Source organism: Bradyrhizobium sp. NC92, assembly GCF_025200865.1.
Lineage (GTDB): Bacteria > Pseudomonadota > Alphaproteobacteria > Rhizobiales > Xanthobacteraceae > Bradyrhizobium.
On sequence record NZ_CP104171.1, the window covers coordinates 1,449,273 to 1,465,559 of the forward strand.

The window sequence follows — 16,287 nt, forward strand, 5'->3', positions numbered from 1 at the left end:
CGGCCGATTTGCTACTGCTCGGCCGAGCTGCGATGAATTTCATCGCACCTCGGTTTTTCGATTGCGCATGATCATATCGGAAAACCGCAACACACTTTTCCGGATCATGCTGAGATTGGAGCCGGTGGATGAGCGCGCATGATCCGATGCCCCGGTCGGCCTGGGTCTTTCCGGCGCTGGCCGTGCTGTTGTTCGCGGCCGTCAGCGCGACGGGTTACGTGTTCACGCTGTCGTTTGGCGGACTGCTCTTCGCAATCGTCCTCCTGGTCATCCTGTTCGGCACGGTATTCGCTGCGGTTCATCATGCCGAGGTGATCGCGGAGCGGGTCGGCGAACCCTATGGCACGCTGGTGCTGACGCTGTCGGTGACCATCATCGAGGTCGCGCTGATCACCACGATCATGCTGGGCGACAAGCCTGCCCCGGCACTGGCCCGCGACACCGTGTTCGCCGTGGTCATGATCGTCTGCAACGGCCTGGTCGGGCTCTGCATCTTCATCGGCGGCCTGCGCTATCGCGAGCAGGGCTTTCAGCTCTCCGGCGCCAACGTCTATCTCAGCGTCCTGTTCGCGCTCGCGACCATCACGCTGATCATGCCGAACTACACCACCACCACGCCGGGGCCGGTCTATTCGGCGGTCCAGCTCGGCTTCGTCGACGTGGTCACGCTGGCGCTCTATGCGGTGTTTCTCTATACCCAGACCGTCCTGCACAAGGATTACTTCGTGCACGAACGTGCCGACGGCGAGGGCGGGGCGGCGCACGTGTCTGCAGGGGCACTCGCGCTCACGGTGGTGCTGCTCCTGGTCTCGCTTCTGGCGGTCGTGCTGCTCGCCAAGAAATTCTCGCTGGTGGTCGATGCCGTGGGCGCCAGGATCGGGGCGCCACCGGCCTTCGCCGGCCTTCTGGTCGCGCTGCTGATCCTGATGCCCGAGGGCGTTGCGGCCGTCGCGGCGGCGCGCAGGAACGACCTCCAGAAGAGCATCAATCTCGCCCTCGGCTCTTCGCTGGCGACCATCGGCCTGACCATTCCTGCCGTCGGCGTCGCGACCTATGCGCTCGACAAGGAGCTCGAGCTCGGCCTCAGCGCCCAGGGCAGCGTCCTTTTGCTGCTGACCTTCTTCCTGAGCATGCTGACCTTCGGCACGGGCAGGACCAACGTCCTGTTCGGCCTGGTGCATATGGTGGTATTTGCCGTCTACGTGTTCATGGTTTTCGTGCCCTAGAAGGAGCTCCCGGTGCTTGCCGCCAAGTCTGACGTCCAGATCGACAACGAAGAGGTCCGGGTGACCGAATGGCGGCTTGCCCCCGGCAGCGCCACCGGCCATCACACCCATGGGATGGACTATGTGATCGTTCCGGTCGCCGCCGGCGAGATGACCATCGTGGCGCCCAATGGCGAACGGTCCAAGGCGCAGCTTTCCGCCGGCAAATCCTATTTCCGCAAGGCCGGCGTCCAGCATGACGTACTTAACGAAACCTCAACTGAGATCGTGTTCCTTGAAATTGAGCTGAAACGCTAGGGGGCGCGCCACCCTTTGCCATCGATCCGTCGCAGTTGATCCCTCACAATGCCCTAAAGTTCCCGCATCAGGTCGCGCGGGGAGTGGTCGGAATGCTGAAATACCTCGCAAAAATTTCGATGGATATTTTCCCCTCGGTGCTCGCGACGATCATCGGGGCCTACATCGTCAATCATTACATCAACGCCAAGCCGGCCGCCGACACCCCAGCCGCCGTGACCGCGCCTGCCCAGACCGGCGGCGACGGCAAGCCGACCGATAGCGCCAACCTTCCCGCGCCTGGCGTCAAGGCCAAGGGCATTCCCGAGAAGAGCGTGACGGACAAGGCGGCAGCCGAGAAGCCGGCCGATCGTCCGCCGGCCGCCGAGACCAAGGCCGCAGACGTGGCTCCCGCTGACGCCGCCCCGCGCGGCCGACCCTCTACCCGCGACAAGGCCGCGGCGAAATCCGCACCGGCTGCCGCTGCTCCGGTGGTTGAGGCCAATTCAGCCCCGACGGCGGCTTCCCCGGCTCCCGACGCCAACGATCTGGCGCGTGCTGCGATCGAGCGCCTGCGCAAATCGCCCGAGGGCAAGGCTGCCGAGGCCAAATCGTCGGAAACCAAGCCTGCCGAGGCTCGCGCTTCGGAGACCAAGCCGGCCGAGCCTGCGGTGCGGGACGCTGCCCGCACGCCGGAGACCCCGCGGGTCGTGAATGTGGAGCCGTCCCCGGTCCGTCCGCTGCCGCCGCCGATCAATGTCTCGACGCCTTCGCCCGAGGCCTATGGCAATGCGGGCTCCAATCCGCCCTACACGGCCTCGGTCGGCAACGACGATCCGAATCGGGTGACGCCGCCGGCCGACATTCCTGTGCCCGTCATCGCGCCACCGCTCGACCTGCGTGCCGATGCGGGCGCCTCCATGCCGCGGCCGAAGAAGACCAATGTCGCCGACGAGATGCTGTCGGGCATGAAGTCGATGTTCAACGCCGTTCTGCCCAAGAGCGCTACCCCCGACTAGAACTACGCTCAGGCTACACCAAACGGTCAGCCGCCGACGCGGGCGAGACCGCTGCGGGCGGGTTCGTCGCGTGGACGAAGCGCGACCGCCCTGGTGTAAGACGCCGCCGCCTTGGCCTTGTCGCCCAGCCGCTCATAGGCCTGACCGCGCGCGGTCCAGACCTGGGCATTGTGCGGATCCGCCTCGGAGGCTTCATCGAGATCGGCTGCGGCCTCCTTGACCTTGCCGAGCGCGAGATAGCTGGTGGCGCGGCCGAGCAGCGGCTCGGCCTTTTGCGGGTTGAGGCCACTGGCCGCGCTGAAATCGGCGATCGCGAAGTCGTGCTGGTTGTTGCCCTGGTAGATCAGGGCGCGGCCATAGAGCGCCTGCGCATTATAGGGATCGAGGCCGACCGCGCGGTTGAACTCGTCGAGCGCTGCCGTGGTCTCGCCTGACTTCGCCAGGGACTGGGCCTTCGCGGTATGGGCCTGGGCTTCGGTGACGTTGCCGGCGCTTACCGCGCCCTCGGCCGGCGCGGTGGCTTTGGGCGCTTCCTGCGGCTTGTCCTTCTCCGGCATCAGCGATCCCAGATCGAACGAGCAGCCGCACAGCGCGATTCCCGTCAACGCCACCGCGAGCGGCGGCTGCCAGATCCGACGCCGTCGCGCAAAGCCGCGCTGAGGGAAAGGGGAGGCCATCTACGGTTCGCTCGCGCTAGAGCTTGATCCGACAAGTCCTCAAAACAATAACGCGGGCCTGGGGCCCGCGTCATCGAAAACTGAAGTCTTGCTGAATCGGATCAGCGCGGTCCGCGCGGACCTGCACCGGGGCCGCCACGACCGCCGCGATCGCCGCCCGGGCCGGCGCCGAACACCGGCTTCGGCTTCATCGGCAGCAGGCCTTCGCGCTGCAGCTTCTTGCGGGCGAGCTTGCGCGCACGGCGCACGGCTTCGGCCTTTTCGCGGGCCTTCTTCTCGGAGGGCTTCTCGTAATGACCGCGGAGCTTCATCTCGCGGAAAATTCCCTCGCGCTGCATCTTCTTCTTCAGCGCCTTGAGGGCTTGATCAACATTGTTATCGCGAACGAGAACCTGCACGCGGCATCCTCTTCAAGTGGATCGGATTTGAATTCTGGTAAGTCAAAGGGGATGGCGAAACGCGCAAGCCCTTGACCTTGAGCGCGCGGATGTATCAGACAAAACAGCAGATGTCCACCGGCCAAGCGGGTTTTCGGGCCAAGTTCGGCCATTAAATGCGGCGAAAATACCTCCATGCGGCCCCGATTTGGGCGGTTTGGCGCCGAGGACGGGGCCGCGCCGGAGCTTTGTTTCCGGAATCTTGCAATGAGGGGACCACAATGGACATCAAAAAATATGCTGCCGAAGCCATCGGCACCTTCTGGCTCACATTCGCGGGCTGCGGAAGCGCGGTGATTGCGGCCGGCTTCCCGCAGGTGGGAATCGGGCTGGTCGGCGTGTCCCTGGCCTTCGGATTGAGCGTCGTCACCATGGCCTATGCGATCGGCCACATCTCCGGCTGCCATCTCAACCCGGCCGTCACGGTCGGTCTTACCGCCGGTGGCCGTTTTCCGGCGGGGCAGGTCCTGCCTTACATCGTCGCCCAGGTGGCGGGGGCGATCACTGCCGCCTGGCTGCTCTATGTCATTGCCAGCGGGGCGCCCGGCTTCGACGTCGGCAAGGGCTTTGCCTCCAACGGCTATGACGCGCATTCGCCCGGCCAGTACAGCATGATCGTGTGCTTCCTCACCGAGGTGGTGATGACCATGATGTTCCTGTTCATCATCATGGGGGCCACCCATGGCCGCGCGCCGGCGGGTTTCGCACCGCTGGCGATCGGGCTCGCGCTGGTGATGATCCATCTCGTCAGCATTCCCGTCACCAACACCTCGGTGAACCCGGCGCGCAGCACCGGCCCGGCGCTGTTCGTCGGAGGCTGGGCGCTGTCGCAGCTCTGGCTGTTCTGGATCGCGCCGCTGATCGGCGGCGCGCTCGGCGGGGTGATCTATCGCTGGCTGAGCGAGGAGCCCACCGGCGTCGTTGCGGGCGTGAAGACGGCGTAATCGAAAAGCACCCGGCGGGATTGCAGCCTTTGCTGCGATCCCGTCACTCGTCCCGGGGCGGCCTGATTTCGGTGACGTGGCCCATCTTGCGGCCGGGGCGCGGCGTGCCCTTGCCGTAGATGTGCACGGTCGCGCCCGGCACGCTCAGCCACTTTTCGTAGTCCTTGATCTCGTCCCCGATCAGGTTGGTCATGGTGACGACGTCGCCGTGGCGCACCGGCTTGCCGAGCGGCCAGCCGGCGATGGCGCGGATGTGCTGCTCGAACTGCGAGATGGAGGCGCCGTCGAGCGTCCAGTGTCCGGAATTGTGCACGCGCGGCGCGATCTCGTTGACCAGCACCTTCGGCCCGGTGCCGTTGGCGAGCACGAACATCTCGACCGCGAGCACGCCGACATAGTCGAGCGCGGTTGCGATCTTGCCGGCGATGCTGCGCGCCTCCTCGGCGAGCGCATCGGGGATCGGCGCGGGTGCACGCGATATTTTCAGGATGTGGTCGCGGTGCTCGTTCTCGGTGACGTCGAAGCACTCGACCTCGCCCGTGGCCGCGCGCGCGGCGATCACGGAGATCTCGCGCTCGTAGGGCACGAAGGCCTCCAGGATCGCCGATTTGGTGGCGAGGCTGGTCCACACTTTCGCGATGTCGTCGCCCTCGCGGATGATGGCCTGGCCCTTGCCGTCATAGCCGAAGCGGCGGGTTTTCAGCACCGCCGGAAGGCCGATCCTGGCGATCGCCTCGCGCAGCGAGGAGACGGAGGTGACGTCGGCATAGGCGGCAGTGCCGATGCCGAGCCGCGTCACGAAATCCTTCTCGGCGAGCCGGTCCTGGGTGGTCTCGAGGATCTTGCGGTTGGGCAGTACCGGGCGGCGCGCGTCCAGCACCAGCGCGGCTGCCGCCGGCACGTTCTCGAATTCGTAGGTGATGACGTCGACATCATGCGCGAACAATTCGAGCGCCTCGACGTCGGCATATTCGGCGCAGGTCGCGTTCAGCACGACGTCGAAGGCCGGCGAATCCGGATCGGGCGAGAACACCTGGCAGCGCAGGCCGAGCCGCGCCGCGGCCATGGCCAGCATCCGGCCCAATTGTCCGCCGCCGAGGATTCCGATGGTGTCTCCGGGCTTCAGCTTCACGTGCCTGGTGTCCGTCACGCCTGGTCCTCCGGGCGCTCGGCGACCGCCTCGGTTTGCGCCTTGCGCCAGGCGGCGAGGCGATCCGACAGGGCCGGGTCGGACAACGCCAGCACGGCGGCCGCCAGCAGCGCGGCATTGATCGCGCCGGCCTTGCCGATGGCGAGGGTGCCGACCGGGATGCCCGCGGGCATCTGGACGATCGAATAGAGCGAATCGACGCCCTTGAGCGTCCTGGATTCGACGGGAACGCCGAACACCGGGAGTTCCGTCAGCGCTGCCGCCATGCCGGGCAGATGTGCCGCGCCACCGGCCCCGGCGATGATGACTTTGTAACCCGCGGCCTTGGCGCCCTTGGCGAAAGCGAACAGCCGGTCGGGTGTGCGGTGGGCCGAGACGATGCGGCTGTCGGCGGCAATACCGAGCGCGTCGAGCGTGTCGGCGGCGTGGCGCATCGTGTCCCAGTCCGACTGGCTTCCCATGATGATGGCGATTGGCGCGGTCATGAGGTCAATTGTGCCCAGAAAAACAGAAAGATAGGCCAGATTAACGATTCCGGCCGGCGGCTCGCAAGGCGGTGGCAAGGAGAAGGGAATCCACTATCCTGTCTTGGTGAATCCCCGCAAGCCTTCATTGAGCAGGATGCCCATGAAGAAACCAAAAAGGGCGAGCTCTGCGAAGGCCGGAAAGGGCCGGACCACCAGCGCCGGCCGATCCAAAGCCGTTTCGAGCCGCGCGGCCAAATCGGCCTTGCGCGGAGCGCCGGCAGCCAACGACAGCAAGGCGGCCATCCGCGACCTCAGGAGCAAGCTCAAGGCAGCCCTGCTGCGGATCTCGGAACTCGAGGCGGCGGCCGACACCGATTTCCTGCTCGATATCCCCAACCGGCGCGGTTTCGAGCGCGAGCTCGCGCGCGCGATCGCCTACATGAAACGCTACCGCGCCAGCGGGGCGCTGATCGTGCTCGACGTCGATCGGCTGAAGCCGATCAACGATTCCTTCGGTCACGCCGCCGGCGATGAGGTGCTCAAGGCGATTGTCGCCACGCTGACGCGACAGGTCCGAGCCTCCGACGTGGTCGGCCGCCTCGGCGGCGATGAGTTCGCGCTGCTGCTCTGGAATCTCAGCGAGACCGATGCCAAGGCGAAGGCCGCCGCCCTGGAGCAGGCGATCGACGAATTGTCCTTCGTCTTTCGCGGCCAGCACGTGACCGCGGGCGCCTCGGCGGGCGTCGCCCTGCTCGGTCCGCAGTCCGCGGCAGCTCGCGCCCTGGAGGAGGCGGATGCCGCCATGTACGTGCGCAAGGCGCACCGCCGGCACGAGGCGGCGGATCAGGCTCCGCAGCGAGCGCTAGTCTAGAGGGTTGCAAGATCTTCCGGCACGTTGCCGAACTTGCGCAGCAGCGTCGCATCCCCGAACTCGCCGGTCATGGGATCGCCGCTGCGACTGAATGCGACCGCGCCGATATGGCCGGCGCCGCGCGCCAGAATCTCTGCGCGTCGCAGCGCCGCCGTCGAGGACTGACACTCCTCTGCCGCGCCTGCGACGGGGGATCCGTCATCATCGATCAAAAAGGGCATTGCAACGTAATAGGTCACATCCGACATGGCGTTGCTCCGATGGAGCATGATCCGGAAAAGTGTGGAGCGGTTTTCCGACAAGATCATGCTTAAAACAAAGCGCGGTCTCTTCGCGCTTTGAAAATCAGGCGGCGCTGCTCTTGCTCCGCATCTTGCTGCGCGAAGTCTCCGGAATGCAGCCTGCGGAAATCGCCTCCTGCAATTCCTCCAGCTCAGCTTCCAGATATTCGTTGGCCATGATCAGCGCCTTGATGGTGCTGCGCAGATTGCCGTCGCACATCGCGATCGCCTGATCGCAGGCCTGTTCATAATGGCTGTTGTCGAGAAGGGCGGTCGCCGACATCTGCGTTGTCCTCGTGTGTTGTGCTTGAGCGTTCTCTGAGGTGTTGGGGCGCCCGCGAATGTTCCTATTTTGTTCTTATTGAGTCAAGCGGATTCGGAAGCGGCGGGCGCCGCGCGAGACCGGCTCAGGCTCAGGCGATGATGTCGGGCGTAATCTGGTCTTCGATGAAAGCGATGCGGTCGCGCAACAACAGCTTGCGCTTTTTCAGGCGCTGTAACCGCAACAGATCGGGGGCGGGCGATTGATGCAACGCATCGATCGCCGCATCGAGATCTCGGTGTTCCTGCTGCAACCGGGTGAGCTCGGCTTCGAGCTCACGCTCATCTTCATTGGTCATGTCTGCGGTGGCCGAAAACCGATAGGCGTGAGATCTGGGCTGTGGATGCCCTGTGGAAATTATCGTCCTTGCGCCGCGTGATCGCAAGCGATCTGCGATCCCGCATCGCCGATCTCCCGCAAGATATTTCTGCGAGGAGCTGCGGCGTGGCGCCGGCGCATTGATATCATGGATTTTTCCGGCGTGGTTCCCCTAGTCACGCTTCGTTACATATGAACTTTCAAAAATGACGCGGCGACGACGGTTACCCATCGACAGGACGAATCGGTGATGTAGACTTAGGCGTCCGGATCGAATCCTGAGGTTCAACCCTACCGAGGAGGTTTCGAATGACAATTCAGGCACATCTCGTTGAATTGGAACGGAAGCACAAACTTCTCGAAAACGAATTGCACGAAGCTCTCGTGCACCTTTCAACAGACGACCTGCAAATTGTTGAGTTGAAGCGCCGGAAGTTGATGGTCAAGGACCAGATCGAGCGTCTGAAGCAAGGCGACACGCTCCACTAGTAACCCCCGTGACAGTGTAGAGTTGATCACATCCTTCACGCAGGGATGAGAGCATTCGTGCTCATCCCTGCTGCAAGGTGTGCACCGTGCAACAGGTTTGCGCGGCGGCCACTCTTGTTTGGACGCGTGGTCTCGACACCAACAGTTATCCGCTCCTCGAAGCGCTCTCGATGTTTGCGAGCTCGGCGACGTGATCGGCGATCGCGAGCGAGGACGTCAATCCCGGCGATTCGATGCCGAACAGATTGATCAGGCCTGCAACGCCGTGATCGCGCGGGCCCTGCATCATGAAATCCTGCGTGGCCACGGCCGGGGGCACGATCTTCGGGCGGATGCCGGAATAGCTCGGCATCAGCGCGCCGTCAGGCAGCGTCGGCCAGTATTTGCGGATCGCGGGATAGAACCGCTCGGCGCGTGAGGGGTCGACCTCGTAATCGATCGTCTCGATCCATTCGACGTCAGGCCCGAAGCGCGCCTGTCCTGCCATGTCCAGCGTCAGGTGCACCCCCAATCCGCCGGGCTCGGGCACCGGATAGATCAGGCGCGAGAACGGCGCCTTGGCGTTGCAGCTGAAATAGTTTCCCTTGGCGAGATAGGCCGCTGGAATCCGGTCCAGCGGCATGCCGTCGATGCTGCGCGCCACATGCGTCGCCGACAGCCCCGCGGCGTTGACGAGGAGGCTGCATTGCAGCGTCATCGGTGCCTCGCCGCCGGCATCGATCTCGATGAATCCGGCCGCCGCCTTGGCACGGATCAGCGGAGTGTGAAACGCGAAAGCCGCGCCGGCGTCCTCGGCTTCGCCGCGCAGCGAGAGCATGTAGGCGTGGCTGTCGATGATGCCCGTCGACGGTGACAGCAGCGCGGCGTCGCAGGCGAGCGCAGGCTCCAGCGCGCGTGCGGCCTCGCCCGAGAGCAGCTGCATGTCGAGTACGCCGTTGGCCTCGGCATGGGCCTTGATCGATTGCAGCTTCTCGGTCTCTTTCGGGCTGGTCGCGACGATCAGCTTGCCGCAATTCTTGTGCGGGATGCCGCGCTCGTCGCAGTAGCGGTAGAGCGCGTGCTTGCCGGCCACGCACATGCGCGCCATCCAGCTCCCGGCGCGGTAGTAGATACCGGCATGGATCACCTCGCTGTTGCGCGAGGAGGTGACGGTGCCGATCGCCTCGGCTTCCTCGAGCACGATCACCTCGCGCCCGGCCTGGGCGAGCTTTCGGGCCACCGCGAGACCGATCACGCCGGCTCCGATGACGACGCAGTCGACCCTATCCATGGTTGTGCAAGATACCAGTTGGAAGCACCGGTGGCGTATGGCCCGGGCAGGGGCGCGCAGGCGGGGCTTCCGTTAAGAAGGCGTTTATCATGTCAGGGCAATTGCCGTATTTCACGTGACATTATTCTGTTGTTCCCTCAGGCGTTTACCCGATCCAAACCCGCGAGGCCAGACAATCCGACGTTGAAATCGCGGGTGGCTGATGGCTGAGAAGAACTGGCACGTGGGCAGCACGCTTTCGATTGCTGTGCAGGCCCTCCTATGCCTGGCCGGCACGGGCGCGCCTGCGCGCGCCTTTGCGGCATCGGACAGCCTTGCCGTGGCGGCAGATCTCACCGGGCTTGATCCGGGCGTGATCTGGGAAGCCCTGATCGCCGGCATCGTGGTCTGCGCGTTCCTCGCCGCGATCGGGCTGTGGATCCATTCCTCATTGCGCCGGTCCAGGCGTTTGCAGCTGCGGCGCAACGCCTTCATCTCCTCCGCCATGAACAATCTCAACCAGGGCGTGGTGATGACGGATGCGCAGCGCCGCATCATCTTCTGCAACGACCGCTATCTCGAGATCTATGGCCTGACGCGGTCGGAAGTCCGGCCTGGCATGAATGGCCACGACCTTCTCGAGCTTCGTCGCAGGCGCGGGGTGCTGAATGCCGCCTCCGACGCCGAGTTCTACGACAAGGCATCGAGCGTCAACGGCCTGATCACGGAGCTGCCCGACGGACGGGCCATCCTGGTGAAATATTTCGTGCTGCCGAACGGTGGCTCGGTGGCGACCCATCTCGACGTCAGCGAGGAGCGCAGACTGTCGCGGCAGCTCGCCTCCACCAAGCAGTTCCTGGAGACGGTGCTGGACCATGTGCCGGCCTGCGTGGCGGCCAAGAACATCGAGGACGGCTGCTACATCTTCGCCAACAGCGCCTATGAGAAGTTCTGGGGATTGTCGCGGGACTTCGCCGTCGGCAGGAATGCGCGGGAGCTGTTTGCATCGGCCTCGGCCGCGAGCATCGAGGCGGCCGACGAGGCGGCACTCAATTCGCCGGATGGCCAGTACCGCAACGAGTTCGACGTGGATCGTGCCGGCGCGCAGCGCACGGTCGCCTCGATCCGGATCGTGGTCCGCAACGAGAGCAATAAGCCCGAATTTCTGCTCATCGTGTTCGAGGACATCACTGACCGCCGCTCGCTGTCGGAGGAGCTGGAGAGCACCAAGAAGTTCCTCGAGCTCGTGGTCGACAACATCCCGGTTGCGCTGATCGTGGAGCAGGTCAAGGACGGCCGCTATCTTCTCGCCAACCGCAGCGCTGAGACGATCCTCAACCGCAGCCGCGAAGAAGCCACCGGCCTGACCGCGACCGACATCTTCAACGCCAAGGAAGCCAAGCTGATCGTCGCGCGCGACGAGGCCGCGATCAAGAAACGCGGGATGATCACCGAGGAGCATCCGATCTCGACCAAGGACGGCTTGCGGCTGTTCCTCACCCGCCGCGCCACCGTGCTGAGCGAGGCCGGCGAGCCGCAATATCTGATCAAGACCCACGAGGACGTCACCGACCGCCGGCAGACCGAGTCGCGCATGGCGCACATGGCCTATCACGACGGCCTCACCGATCTGCCGAACCGCGCCGCCTTCCTGCAGGCGCTGACCCAGATGATCGAGGCCTGCGAGGGCACCGGCGAGGAGTTCGCCGTGCTCTGCGTCGACCTCGACGGCCTCAAGGAGGTCAACGACGTCTTTGGCCATGCGCTCGGCGACAAGCTCCTGATCGAGGTCGCCCATCGGCTCCAGGATTCCGCGCGCGGCGGCGTGGTGGCGCGCCTGTCCGGGGACGAGTTCGGGCTGATCATCGACGGCAAGCAGCCCGAGGCCGGCCTCGCGCTGGCGCAGCAGATCGCCGAAGCCGTCGCGAAGGATTTTCAGATCGACGGCCGTCCGGTCCGCGCCGGCATCACCACGGGCATGTCGGTGTTCCCCCACAATGGCACCGATGGCGCCTCGCTGCTCGCCAATGCCGGTGCCACGCTGTTCCGCGCCAAGCAGAAGTCGCGCGGCACGATCAGCCTCTACCAGCCCGAGATGGACCAGCAGATTCGCGACCGCCGCGTGCTGCACCAGGACCTGTCCATGGCGGTCAAGAACGGCGAGCTCGCGCTCGCCTTCCAGCCGCAGGGGGCCGCGGGCCACAGCGTCGCCGAGAGCGAGATCATCGGCTTCGAGGCGCTGGCGCGCTGGCAGCATCCGGTGCGCGGCCAGGTTTCGCCGGCCGAGTTCATTCCCATCGCCGAGGAAAGCGGCCTCATCGTCGAGATGGGCGAGTGGATCCTGCGCGAGGCCTGCCGCGAGGCGGCGTCCTGGCCGAAGCCGCTGCAGGTCGCGGTCAATCTGTCCCCGGCGCAGTTCATGCACGGCGACGTGGTCGGCCTCGTCCATTCGATCCTGCTCGAGACGGGCCTTGCACCCGGCCGGCTCGAGCTCGAGATCACCGAGGGTGTTCTGATCGAGGATTTCGACCGCGGTCTCGCGCTGCTGCGCCGCCTGAAGGCGCTCGGCGTGCGCATCTCCATGGACGATTTCGGCAGCGGCTATTCCTCGCTGAGCTATCTCCAGGCGTTTCCGTTCGACAAGATCAAGATCGACCGCGCCTTCATCATCAATCTCGGCCGCAACCCGCAATCGGCGGCGATCGTGCGCGCCGTCATCGACCTCGGCCACGGCCTCGAAATGTCGATCATCGCCGAGGGCGTCGAGACGGTCGACCAGCTCGCCTTCCTCGCCAAGGAGGGCTGCGACGGCGTGCAGGGCTACCTGCTCGGCAAGCCCTTGCCGATCGGCAAATATGCCGGCCTCGTCGGCCGCGACGAAGCGATGGAGCTTGCGCTGAAGACCGGCTAGTGATGGGAGCGCTTCGCTCCCATTCGACGGCTTCATGGCGGATTACGATCTCGCGATCATCGGCGGCGGCCTGAACGGCGTCAGCCTCGCCCGCGATGCGGCGGGCCGCGGCCTGCGGGTAATCCTGTTCGAGCAGGGCGATCTCGGCGGCGCGTCGTCGTCGGCCACACCGCGGCTGATCCACGGCGATCTCTCAGTGCTGGAGCGCCGCGGCTTCTGGCGGGTGCGCCGGGCTCTGGCCGAGCGCCGGATCTGGCTCCGGATCGCGCCGCATCTGGTCCGGCCGATGCGTTTCGTGATTCCCGCGCATGTGGACGAGCGTCCACCCTGGTTGCTGCGGGCCGGCCTGTTTCTCTATGACGGCCTCGCCGGCAGGAGCGGCCTGCCCGCGTCGGCGACCCTCGACATCACCCATCACCCGGTCGGCAACGCGCTGAAGCGCCCGTTCGGCACGGCGTTCGAATATTCGGACTGCATCGTCGACGATTCGCGCCTTGTCGTGCTCACGGCGCTGGACGCCGCCGATCGTGGTGCGGCGATCCGGACCGGCGCACGCTGCGTGCGTGCCGACCGAACCGACATCTGGCGGCTCGCCGTGGTCGATCGCGGCCACCGCCGCTCCATCACAGCCAGGGCGCTGGCCAATACCAGTGGCGGCTGGACCTCGATCGTCGCGGAGACGGTCCTGCGCCAGCCGCAGCCCGCCGTGACGGCCATGCAGATGAGCCAGATCATCGTGCCCAGGCTGTTCGATTCAGACAATGTCTACGTGTTCCAGAACAGCGACGGCCGGCTGATCTTCGCAAGCCCGTTCGAGCGCGCGTTCACGCTGATCGGCACGGTCACGCATGATTTCACCGGCGACCCCGCCATCGTGGCGATGCGCGGTGCCGACGTCGATTATCTCTGCGAAGCGGCGAGCCGCTACTTTCGCGAGCGCATCGCCCCGACCGACGTGGTCCGGACGGTCTCCGGCGTCAATTTGAGGCCGGCGTCCGCGCGGCAACGCGAGGGCACGACCCTGTTCCATGCGCGTCGGCGCAAGGCGCCGCTGATCACGATGTTCGGCGGCGACGTCACCACCTCGCGCCGGCGCGCCGAGCGGGCGGTGACGAAGCTGACGCCGTTCTACCCGATGTCGCCGCCCTGGACCGCCGGCGCAGCGCTGCCCGGCGGAGATTTCGCCTGGGACCGTTTTGACACCGAGGTCGACCTCGCACGCGAGCGCTGGCGCTTCTTGTCGGAGCCGGAAGCCCAGCGCCTGGTTGCCGCCTATGGCTCGCGATTGTCGGCCATGCTCTGTGAAGCAAGGACACGCGAGGAGCTTGGCCCGGCCTTCGGACCCGAACTGACCGGCGCCGAGGTGCGCTATCTCATGAGCCGTGAATGGGCGCGCTTTCCGGATGACGTTCTGTGGCGCCGTTCCAAGCTCGGCCTGACCATGCCCGCCGCGGACCGTGAGGCGCTGGCGGCGTTCATGGCGGGCGAGAGCGTTTCATCCCGAACCGGTTGAGCTAAACACGATCGGCCGCTAGCGTGCGGCGGAATCGGGGTTGGCAGGGACCATGGCGGAAGAATTGCCCGAAACGAGCGTTGCGGCTGAACCGGCTGGCGGAGAATCATTTCCGGCCGCAGGCCAGCCGCTGCTGCGCATCGACGGCGTCGCCAAGACCTTCGGCACATTCCGCGCCGTCGACGGGGTGTCGCTCGATATCAACGCCGGCGAGTTCTTCGCGCTGCTCGGCCCGAGCGGCTGCGGCAAGACCACGCTCTTGCGCATGCTCGCGGGCTTCGAGGCGCCGGACGAGGGACGCATCCTCCTCGGCGGCAAGGACATCGCGCAGGCGCTGCCGCATGAGCGGCCGATCAACATGATGTTCCAGAACTATGCGCTGTTCCCGCATCTGTCGGTGCGCGACAACATCGCCTTTGGCTTGAAGCGCGCCGGCATGCCGCGTGCCGAGATCGCGACGCGCGTGGCGGAGATGGTCGCGCTGGTCAAGCTCGAAGGGTTGGAAAAGCGCAAGCCGGACCAGCTGTCCGGCGGTCAGCGCCAGCGCGTGGCGCTGGCCCGCGCCCTGGCGCGCCGGCCACAACTGCTGCTGCTCGACGAGCCGCTCGCGGCCCTCGACAAGAAGCTGCGCGAGAGCACGCAAGCCGAGCTGATGGAGCTGCAGCGGCGGCTCGGCATGACCTTCATCATCGTCACCCACGACCAAGAGGAGGCGATGACGATGGCGAGCCGGATCGGTGTGATGAAATCAGGCAAGCTCGCCCAGGTCGCGAGCCCCCGCGAGCTCTATGAGGCGCCGCGTTCGCGCTGGATCGCCGAGTTCGTCGGCGACATCAATCTGTTCGACGGCGAGTCCAAGTTGCGCGACGGTCATCGTCTGGTCATCGGCACGCGTGATGCGGGGGCGCTGGTGGTGGCCGAGCCACGCGAAGCCGTCGGCACCGGAAAACTGGCGGTCGCGATCCGTCCCGAGAAGGTCAAGCTGTCGCGCCGCGCCCCGGTCAGCGAGGCCGGTCGTGAGACGGCGATCAACACTCTCGACGGCGTGATCGCCGACGTCTGCTATCTCGGCGGCACCACCACCTACAAGGTGAAGCTCGACACCGGCGGAATGTTGCAGGCGTCGGTCGCCAACAGCGCGCGGCTCGACGTCGACGCCTACAGCCTGAACCAGCATGTCGTCGCCTGGTTCACGCCTGATGATTGCGTGGTGCTGCAATCATGAGCTCGCGCCGCATCTTCGCAAGGCCGGCGCGCTTCGCCGCGATCGCGCCCTATGTCTGGATGGTGCTGTTCTTCCTGGTGCCGTTCGCCTTCGTGCTCAAGATCAGCCTGTCGCAGACCGCGATCGCGCAGCCGCCTTACGCGCCGGTGTTCGACGTGACGGCGGGATGGGACGCTCTCAAGGCGGCGTTCGCAGCGCTCTCGGTCGACAATTTCAAGCTGCTCGGCTCCGACGACATCTACGTCTTCGCCTATGTGCGCAGCCTCACCGTCGCCATCACCGCCACCGCGCTGCTGCTCCTGATCGGCTATCCCATCGCCTACGGCATGGCGCGGCTGCCGAAACGCTGGCAGGCGGTGGCGATGGTGCTGGTGATCGTGCCGTTCTGGACCTCGTTCCTGATCCGCATCTACGCCTGGATCAACATCCTCCAGCACGACGGCCTGCTGAACCAGGTCCTGCTCGCGCTGCATCTGGTCAGCCAGCCCGTGGTGTGGCTCTCCACCGACACTGCGATGTATATCGGCATCGTCTATTCCTATCTGCCGTTCATGATCCTGCCGCTCTATGCCACGCTCGCCAAGATGGAGCCGGCGCTGGAGGAGGCGGCCTCCGATCTCGGCGCGCCGCCCTGGCAGGTGTTCTGGCTCGTCACCTTCCCGCTGTCGCTGCCCGGCGTCGGTGCCGGCGTGCTCTTGTGCTTCATCCCGATCGTCGGCGAGTTCGTGATTCCCGATCTTCTCGCCGGATCCAATTCGCTGATGATCGGCCAAACCCTGTGGCTCGAATTCTTCACCAACAAGGACTGGCCGGTCGCCTCCGCTGCTGCGATCGTGCTGCTGGTCGTGCTGCTGCTGCCGCTTTTGCTGTACGAGCGGCTGCAGAAGCGGCAGCTGGAACAGGGGCGTTGAG

General features: G+C 65.4%; 18 protein-coding genes. 10 read left to right on the forward strand and 8 right to left on the reverse strand.

Going from position 1 to position 16,287, the window contains the following annotated elements:
• The first annotated feature begins 128 nt into the window (after positions 1 to 128).
• The 3 genes from N2602_RS06800 (at position 129) to N2602_RS06810 (ending at position 2,521) form a co-directional block, all read left to right on the forward strand.
• Positions 129 to 1,226 carry a calcium:proton antiporter gene (locus N2602_RS06800; RefSeq protein WP_172784750.1) on the forward strand — a complete coding sequence of 366 codons (1,098 nt, stop codon included), beginning with the start codon at positions 129 to 131 and terminating at the stop codon, positions 1,224 to 1,226.
• A gap of 12 nt (positions 1,227 to 1,238) precedes the next feature.
• Positions 1,239 to 1,523 carry a cupin domain-containing protein gene (locus N2602_RS06805; protein WP_172784749.1) on the forward strand — a complete coding sequence of 95 codons (285 nt, stop codon included), beginning with the start codon at positions 1,239 to 1,241 and terminating at the stop codon, positions 1,521 to 1,523.
• A 92-nt stretch (positions 1,524 to 1,615) separates the two neighbouring features.
• Positions 1,616 to 2,521: a hypothetical protein gene (locus tag N2602_RS06810; protein ID WP_260382142.1), complete on the forward strand. Its 906-nt coding sequence runs from the start codon at positions 1,616 to 1,618 to the stop codon at positions 2,519 to 2,521.
• 26 nt (positions 2,522 to 2,547) lie between these two features.
• On the opposite strand, the gene N2602_RS06815 is transcribed toward N2602_RS06810, so the two are convergent.
• Both N2602_RS06815 and rpsU read right to left on the reverse strand, forming a co-directional pair.
• Entirely contained in the window at positions 2,548 to 3,198 is a 651-nt protein-coding gene (locus N2602_RS06815; RefSeq protein ID WP_260382143.1) for a tetratricopeptide repeat protein, read from the reverse strand.
• A gap of 101 nt (positions 3,199 to 3,299) precedes the next feature.
• Positions 3,300 to 3,596, reverse strand: coding sequence for a 30S ribosomal protein S21 (gene rpsU / locus N2602_RS06820; RefSeq protein ID WP_008546194.1), 297 nt, complete (start codon positions 3,594 to 3,596; stop codon positions 3,300 to 3,302).
• 260 nt (positions 3,597 to 3,856) lie between these two features.
• On the opposite strand from rpsU, the gene aqpZ reads away from it, so the two are divergent.
• Positions 3,857 to 4,579: an aquaporin Z gene (aqpZ, locus tag N2602_RS06825; RefSeq protein WP_260382144.1), complete on the forward strand. Its 723-nt coding sequence runs from the start codon at positions 3,857 to 3,859 to the stop codon at positions 4,577 to 4,579.
• Positions 4,580 to 4,622: 43 nt separating this feature from the next.
• Here aqpZ and N2602_RS06830 read toward each other — a convergent pair whose 3' ends face one another.
• Together N2602_RS06830 and purE are read right to left on the reverse strand one after the other, a co-directional pair.
• Positions 4,623 to 5,729 (reverse strand): 5-(carboxyamino)imidazole ribonucleotide synthase, encoded by a 1,107-nt coding sequence (locus N2602_RS06830; protein WP_260382145.1) that lies wholly within the window; start codon positions 5,727 to 5,729, stop codon positions 4,623 to 4,625.
• Positions 5,726 to 6,214: a 5-(carboxyamino)imidazole ribonucleotide mutase gene (purE, locus tag N2602_RS06835; protein ID WP_172784744.1), complete on the reverse strand. Its 489-nt coding sequence runs from the start codon at positions 6,212 to 6,214 to the stop codon at positions 5,726 to 5,728. The genes N2602_RS06830 and purE overlap by 4 nt, the downstream gene beginning before the upstream one ends.
• A gap of 142 nt (positions 6,215 to 6,356) precedes the next feature.
• On the opposite strand from purE, the gene N2602_RS06840 reads away from it, so the two are divergent.
• A complete protein-coding gene (locus tag N2602_RS06840; RefSeq protein ID WP_260382146.1) occupies positions 6,357 to 7,067 on the forward strand; it encodes a GGDEF domain-containing protein in 711 nt (236 codons plus the stop codon).
• Here N2602_RS06840 and N2602_RS06845 read toward each other — a convergent pair.
• The 3 genes from N2602_RS06845 to N2602_RS06855 all read right to left on the reverse strand — a co-directional run bounded on the left by N2602_RS06845 (position 7,064) and on the right by N2602_RS06855 (position 7,968).
• A complete protein-coding gene (locus tag N2602_RS06845) occupies positions 7,064 to 7,315 on the reverse strand; it encodes a hypothetical protein (protein ID WP_172784742.1) in 252 nt (83 codons plus the stop codon). The genes N2602_RS06840 and N2602_RS06845 overlap by 4 nt on opposite strands.
• 97 nt (positions 7,316 to 7,412) lie before the next feature.
• Positions 7,413 to 7,631, reverse strand: a complete 219-nt coding sequence (locus N2602_RS06850; RefSeq protein WP_260382147.1) for a hypothetical protein — start codon at positions 7,629 to 7,631, stop codon at positions 7,413 to 7,415.
• A gap of 130 nt (positions 7,632 to 7,761) precedes the next feature.
• The gene (locus N2602_RS06855; RefSeq protein WP_008546179.1) at positions 7,762 to 7,968 is read right to left on the reverse strand and encodes a YdcH family protein; all 207 of its coding nucleotides are present in this window, start codon (positions 7,966 to 7,968) and stop codon (positions 7,762 to 7,764) included.
• 329 nt (positions 7,969 to 8,297) lie between these two features.
• On the opposite strand from N2602_RS06855, the gene N2602_RS06860 reads away from it, so the two are divergent.
• A complete protein-coding gene (locus N2602_RS06860) occupies positions 8,298 to 8,477 on the forward strand; it encodes a YdcH family protein (protein WP_025034152.1) in 180 nt (59 codons plus the stop codon).
• 145 nt (positions 8,478 to 8,622) lie between these two features.
• On the opposite strand, the gene N2602_RS06865 is transcribed toward N2602_RS06860, so the two are convergent.
• A complete protein-coding gene (locus N2602_RS06865) occupies positions 8,623 to 9,747 on the reverse strand; it encodes an NAD(P)/FAD-dependent oxidoreductase (protein WP_260382148.1) in 1,125 nt (374 codons plus the stop codon).
• A 202-nt stretch (positions 9,748 to 9,949) separates the two neighbouring features.
• On the opposite strand from N2602_RS06865, the gene N2602_RS06870 reads away from it, so the two are divergent.
• The 4 genes from N2602_RS06870 to N2602_RS06885 are packed head-to-tail and all read left to right on the forward strand — an operon-like array spanning position 9,950 to position 16,286.
• Positions 9,950 to 12,637, forward strand: coding sequence for an EAL domain-containing protein (locus N2602_RS06870; RefSeq protein ID WP_260382149.1), 2,688 nt, complete (start codon positions 9,950 to 9,952; stop codon positions 12,635 to 12,637).
• Between the two features lie 34 nt (positions 12,638 to 12,671).
• Positions 12,672 to 14,150: a glycerol-3-phosphate dehydrogenase gene (locus N2602_RS06875; RefSeq protein WP_260382150.1), complete on the forward strand. Its 1,479-nt coding sequence runs from the start codon at positions 12,672 to 12,674 to the stop codon at positions 14,148 to 14,150.
• Positions 14,151 to 14,202: 52 nt separating this feature from the next.
• Positions 14,203 to 15,375 carry an ABC transporter ATP-binding protein gene (locus tag N2602_RS06880; RefSeq protein WP_260382151.1) on the forward strand — a complete coding sequence of 391 codons (1,173 nt, stop codon included), beginning with the start codon at positions 14,203 to 14,205 and terminating at the stop codon, positions 15,373 to 15,375.
• Positions 15,372 to 16,286, forward strand: coding sequence for an ABC transporter permease (locus N2602_RS06885; protein ID WP_172784737.1), 915 nt, complete (start codon positions 15,372 to 15,374; stop codon positions 16,284 to 16,286). Before N2602_RS06880 ends, N2602_RS06885 begins: the two co-directional genes overlap by 4 nt.
• Position 16,287: the final 1 nt, after the last annotated feature.

What these genes read in the sequence shown, in the direction of transcription:
- N2602_RS06800 (WP_172784750.1), top strand. Translation starts at nt 129, where the DNA reads ATGAGCGCGCATGATCCGATGCCCCGGTCGGCCTGGGTCTTTCCGGCG.
- N2602_RS06810 (WP_260382142.1), top strand. Translation starts at nt 1,616, where the DNA reads ATGCTGAAATACCTCGCAAAAATTTCGATGGATATTTTCCCCTCGGTG.
- N2602_RS06815 (WP_260382143.1), bottom strand. Translation starts at nt 3,198, where the DNA reads ATGGCCTCCCCTTTCCCTCAGCGCGGCTTTGCGCGACGGCGTCGGATC.
- aqpZ (WP_260382144.1), top strand. Translation starts at nt 3,857, where the DNA reads ATGGACATCAAAAAATATGCTGCCGAAGCCATCGGCACCTTCTGGCTC.
- purE (WP_172784744.1), bottom strand. Translation starts at nt 6,214, where the DNA reads ATGACCGCGCCAATCGCCATCATCATGGGAAGCCAGTCGGACTGGGAC.
- N2602_RS06840 (WP_260382146.1), top strand. Translation starts at nt 6,357, where the DNA reads ATGAAGAAACCAAAAAGGGCGAGCTCTGCGAAGGCCGGAAAGGGCCGG.
- N2602_RS06845 (WP_172784742.1), bottom strand. Translation starts at nt 7,315, where the DNA reads ATGTCGGATGTGACCTATTACGTTGCAATGCCCTTTTTGATCGATGAT.
- N2602_RS06850 (WP_260382147.1), bottom strand. Translation starts at nt 7,631, where the DNA reads ATGTCGGCGACCGCCCTTCTCGACAACAGCCATTATGAACAGGCCTGC.
- N2602_RS06855 (WP_008546179.1), bottom strand. Translation starts at nt 7,968, where the DNA reads ATGACCAATGAAGATGAGCGTGAGCTCGAAGCCGAGCTCACCCGGTTG.
- N2602_RS06860 (WP_025034152.1), top strand. Translation starts at nt 8,298, where the DNA reads ATGACAATTCAGGCACATCTCGTTGAATTGGAACGGAAGCACAAACTT.
- N2602_RS06865 (WP_260382148.1), bottom strand. Translation starts at nt 9,747, where the DNA reads ATGGATAGGGTCGACTGCGTCGTCATCGGAGCCGGCGTGATCGGTCTC.
- N2602_RS06870 (WP_260382149.1), top strand. Translation starts at nt 9,950, where the DNA reads ATGGCTGAGAAGAACTGGCACGTGGGCAGCACGCTTTCGATTGCTGTG.
- N2602_RS06875 (WP_260382150.1), top strand. Translation starts at nt 12,672, where the DNA reads ATGGCGGATTACGATCTCGCGATCATCGGCGGCGGCCTGAACGGCGTC.
- N2602_RS06880 (WP_260382151.1), top strand. Translation starts at nt 14,203, where the DNA reads ATGGCGGAAGAATTGCCCGAAACGAGCGTTGCGGCTGAACCGGCTGGC.
- N2602_RS06885 (WP_172784737.1), top strand. Translation starts at nt 15,372, where the DNA reads ATGAGCTCGCGCCGCATCTTCGCAAGGCCGGCGCGCTTCGCCGCGATC.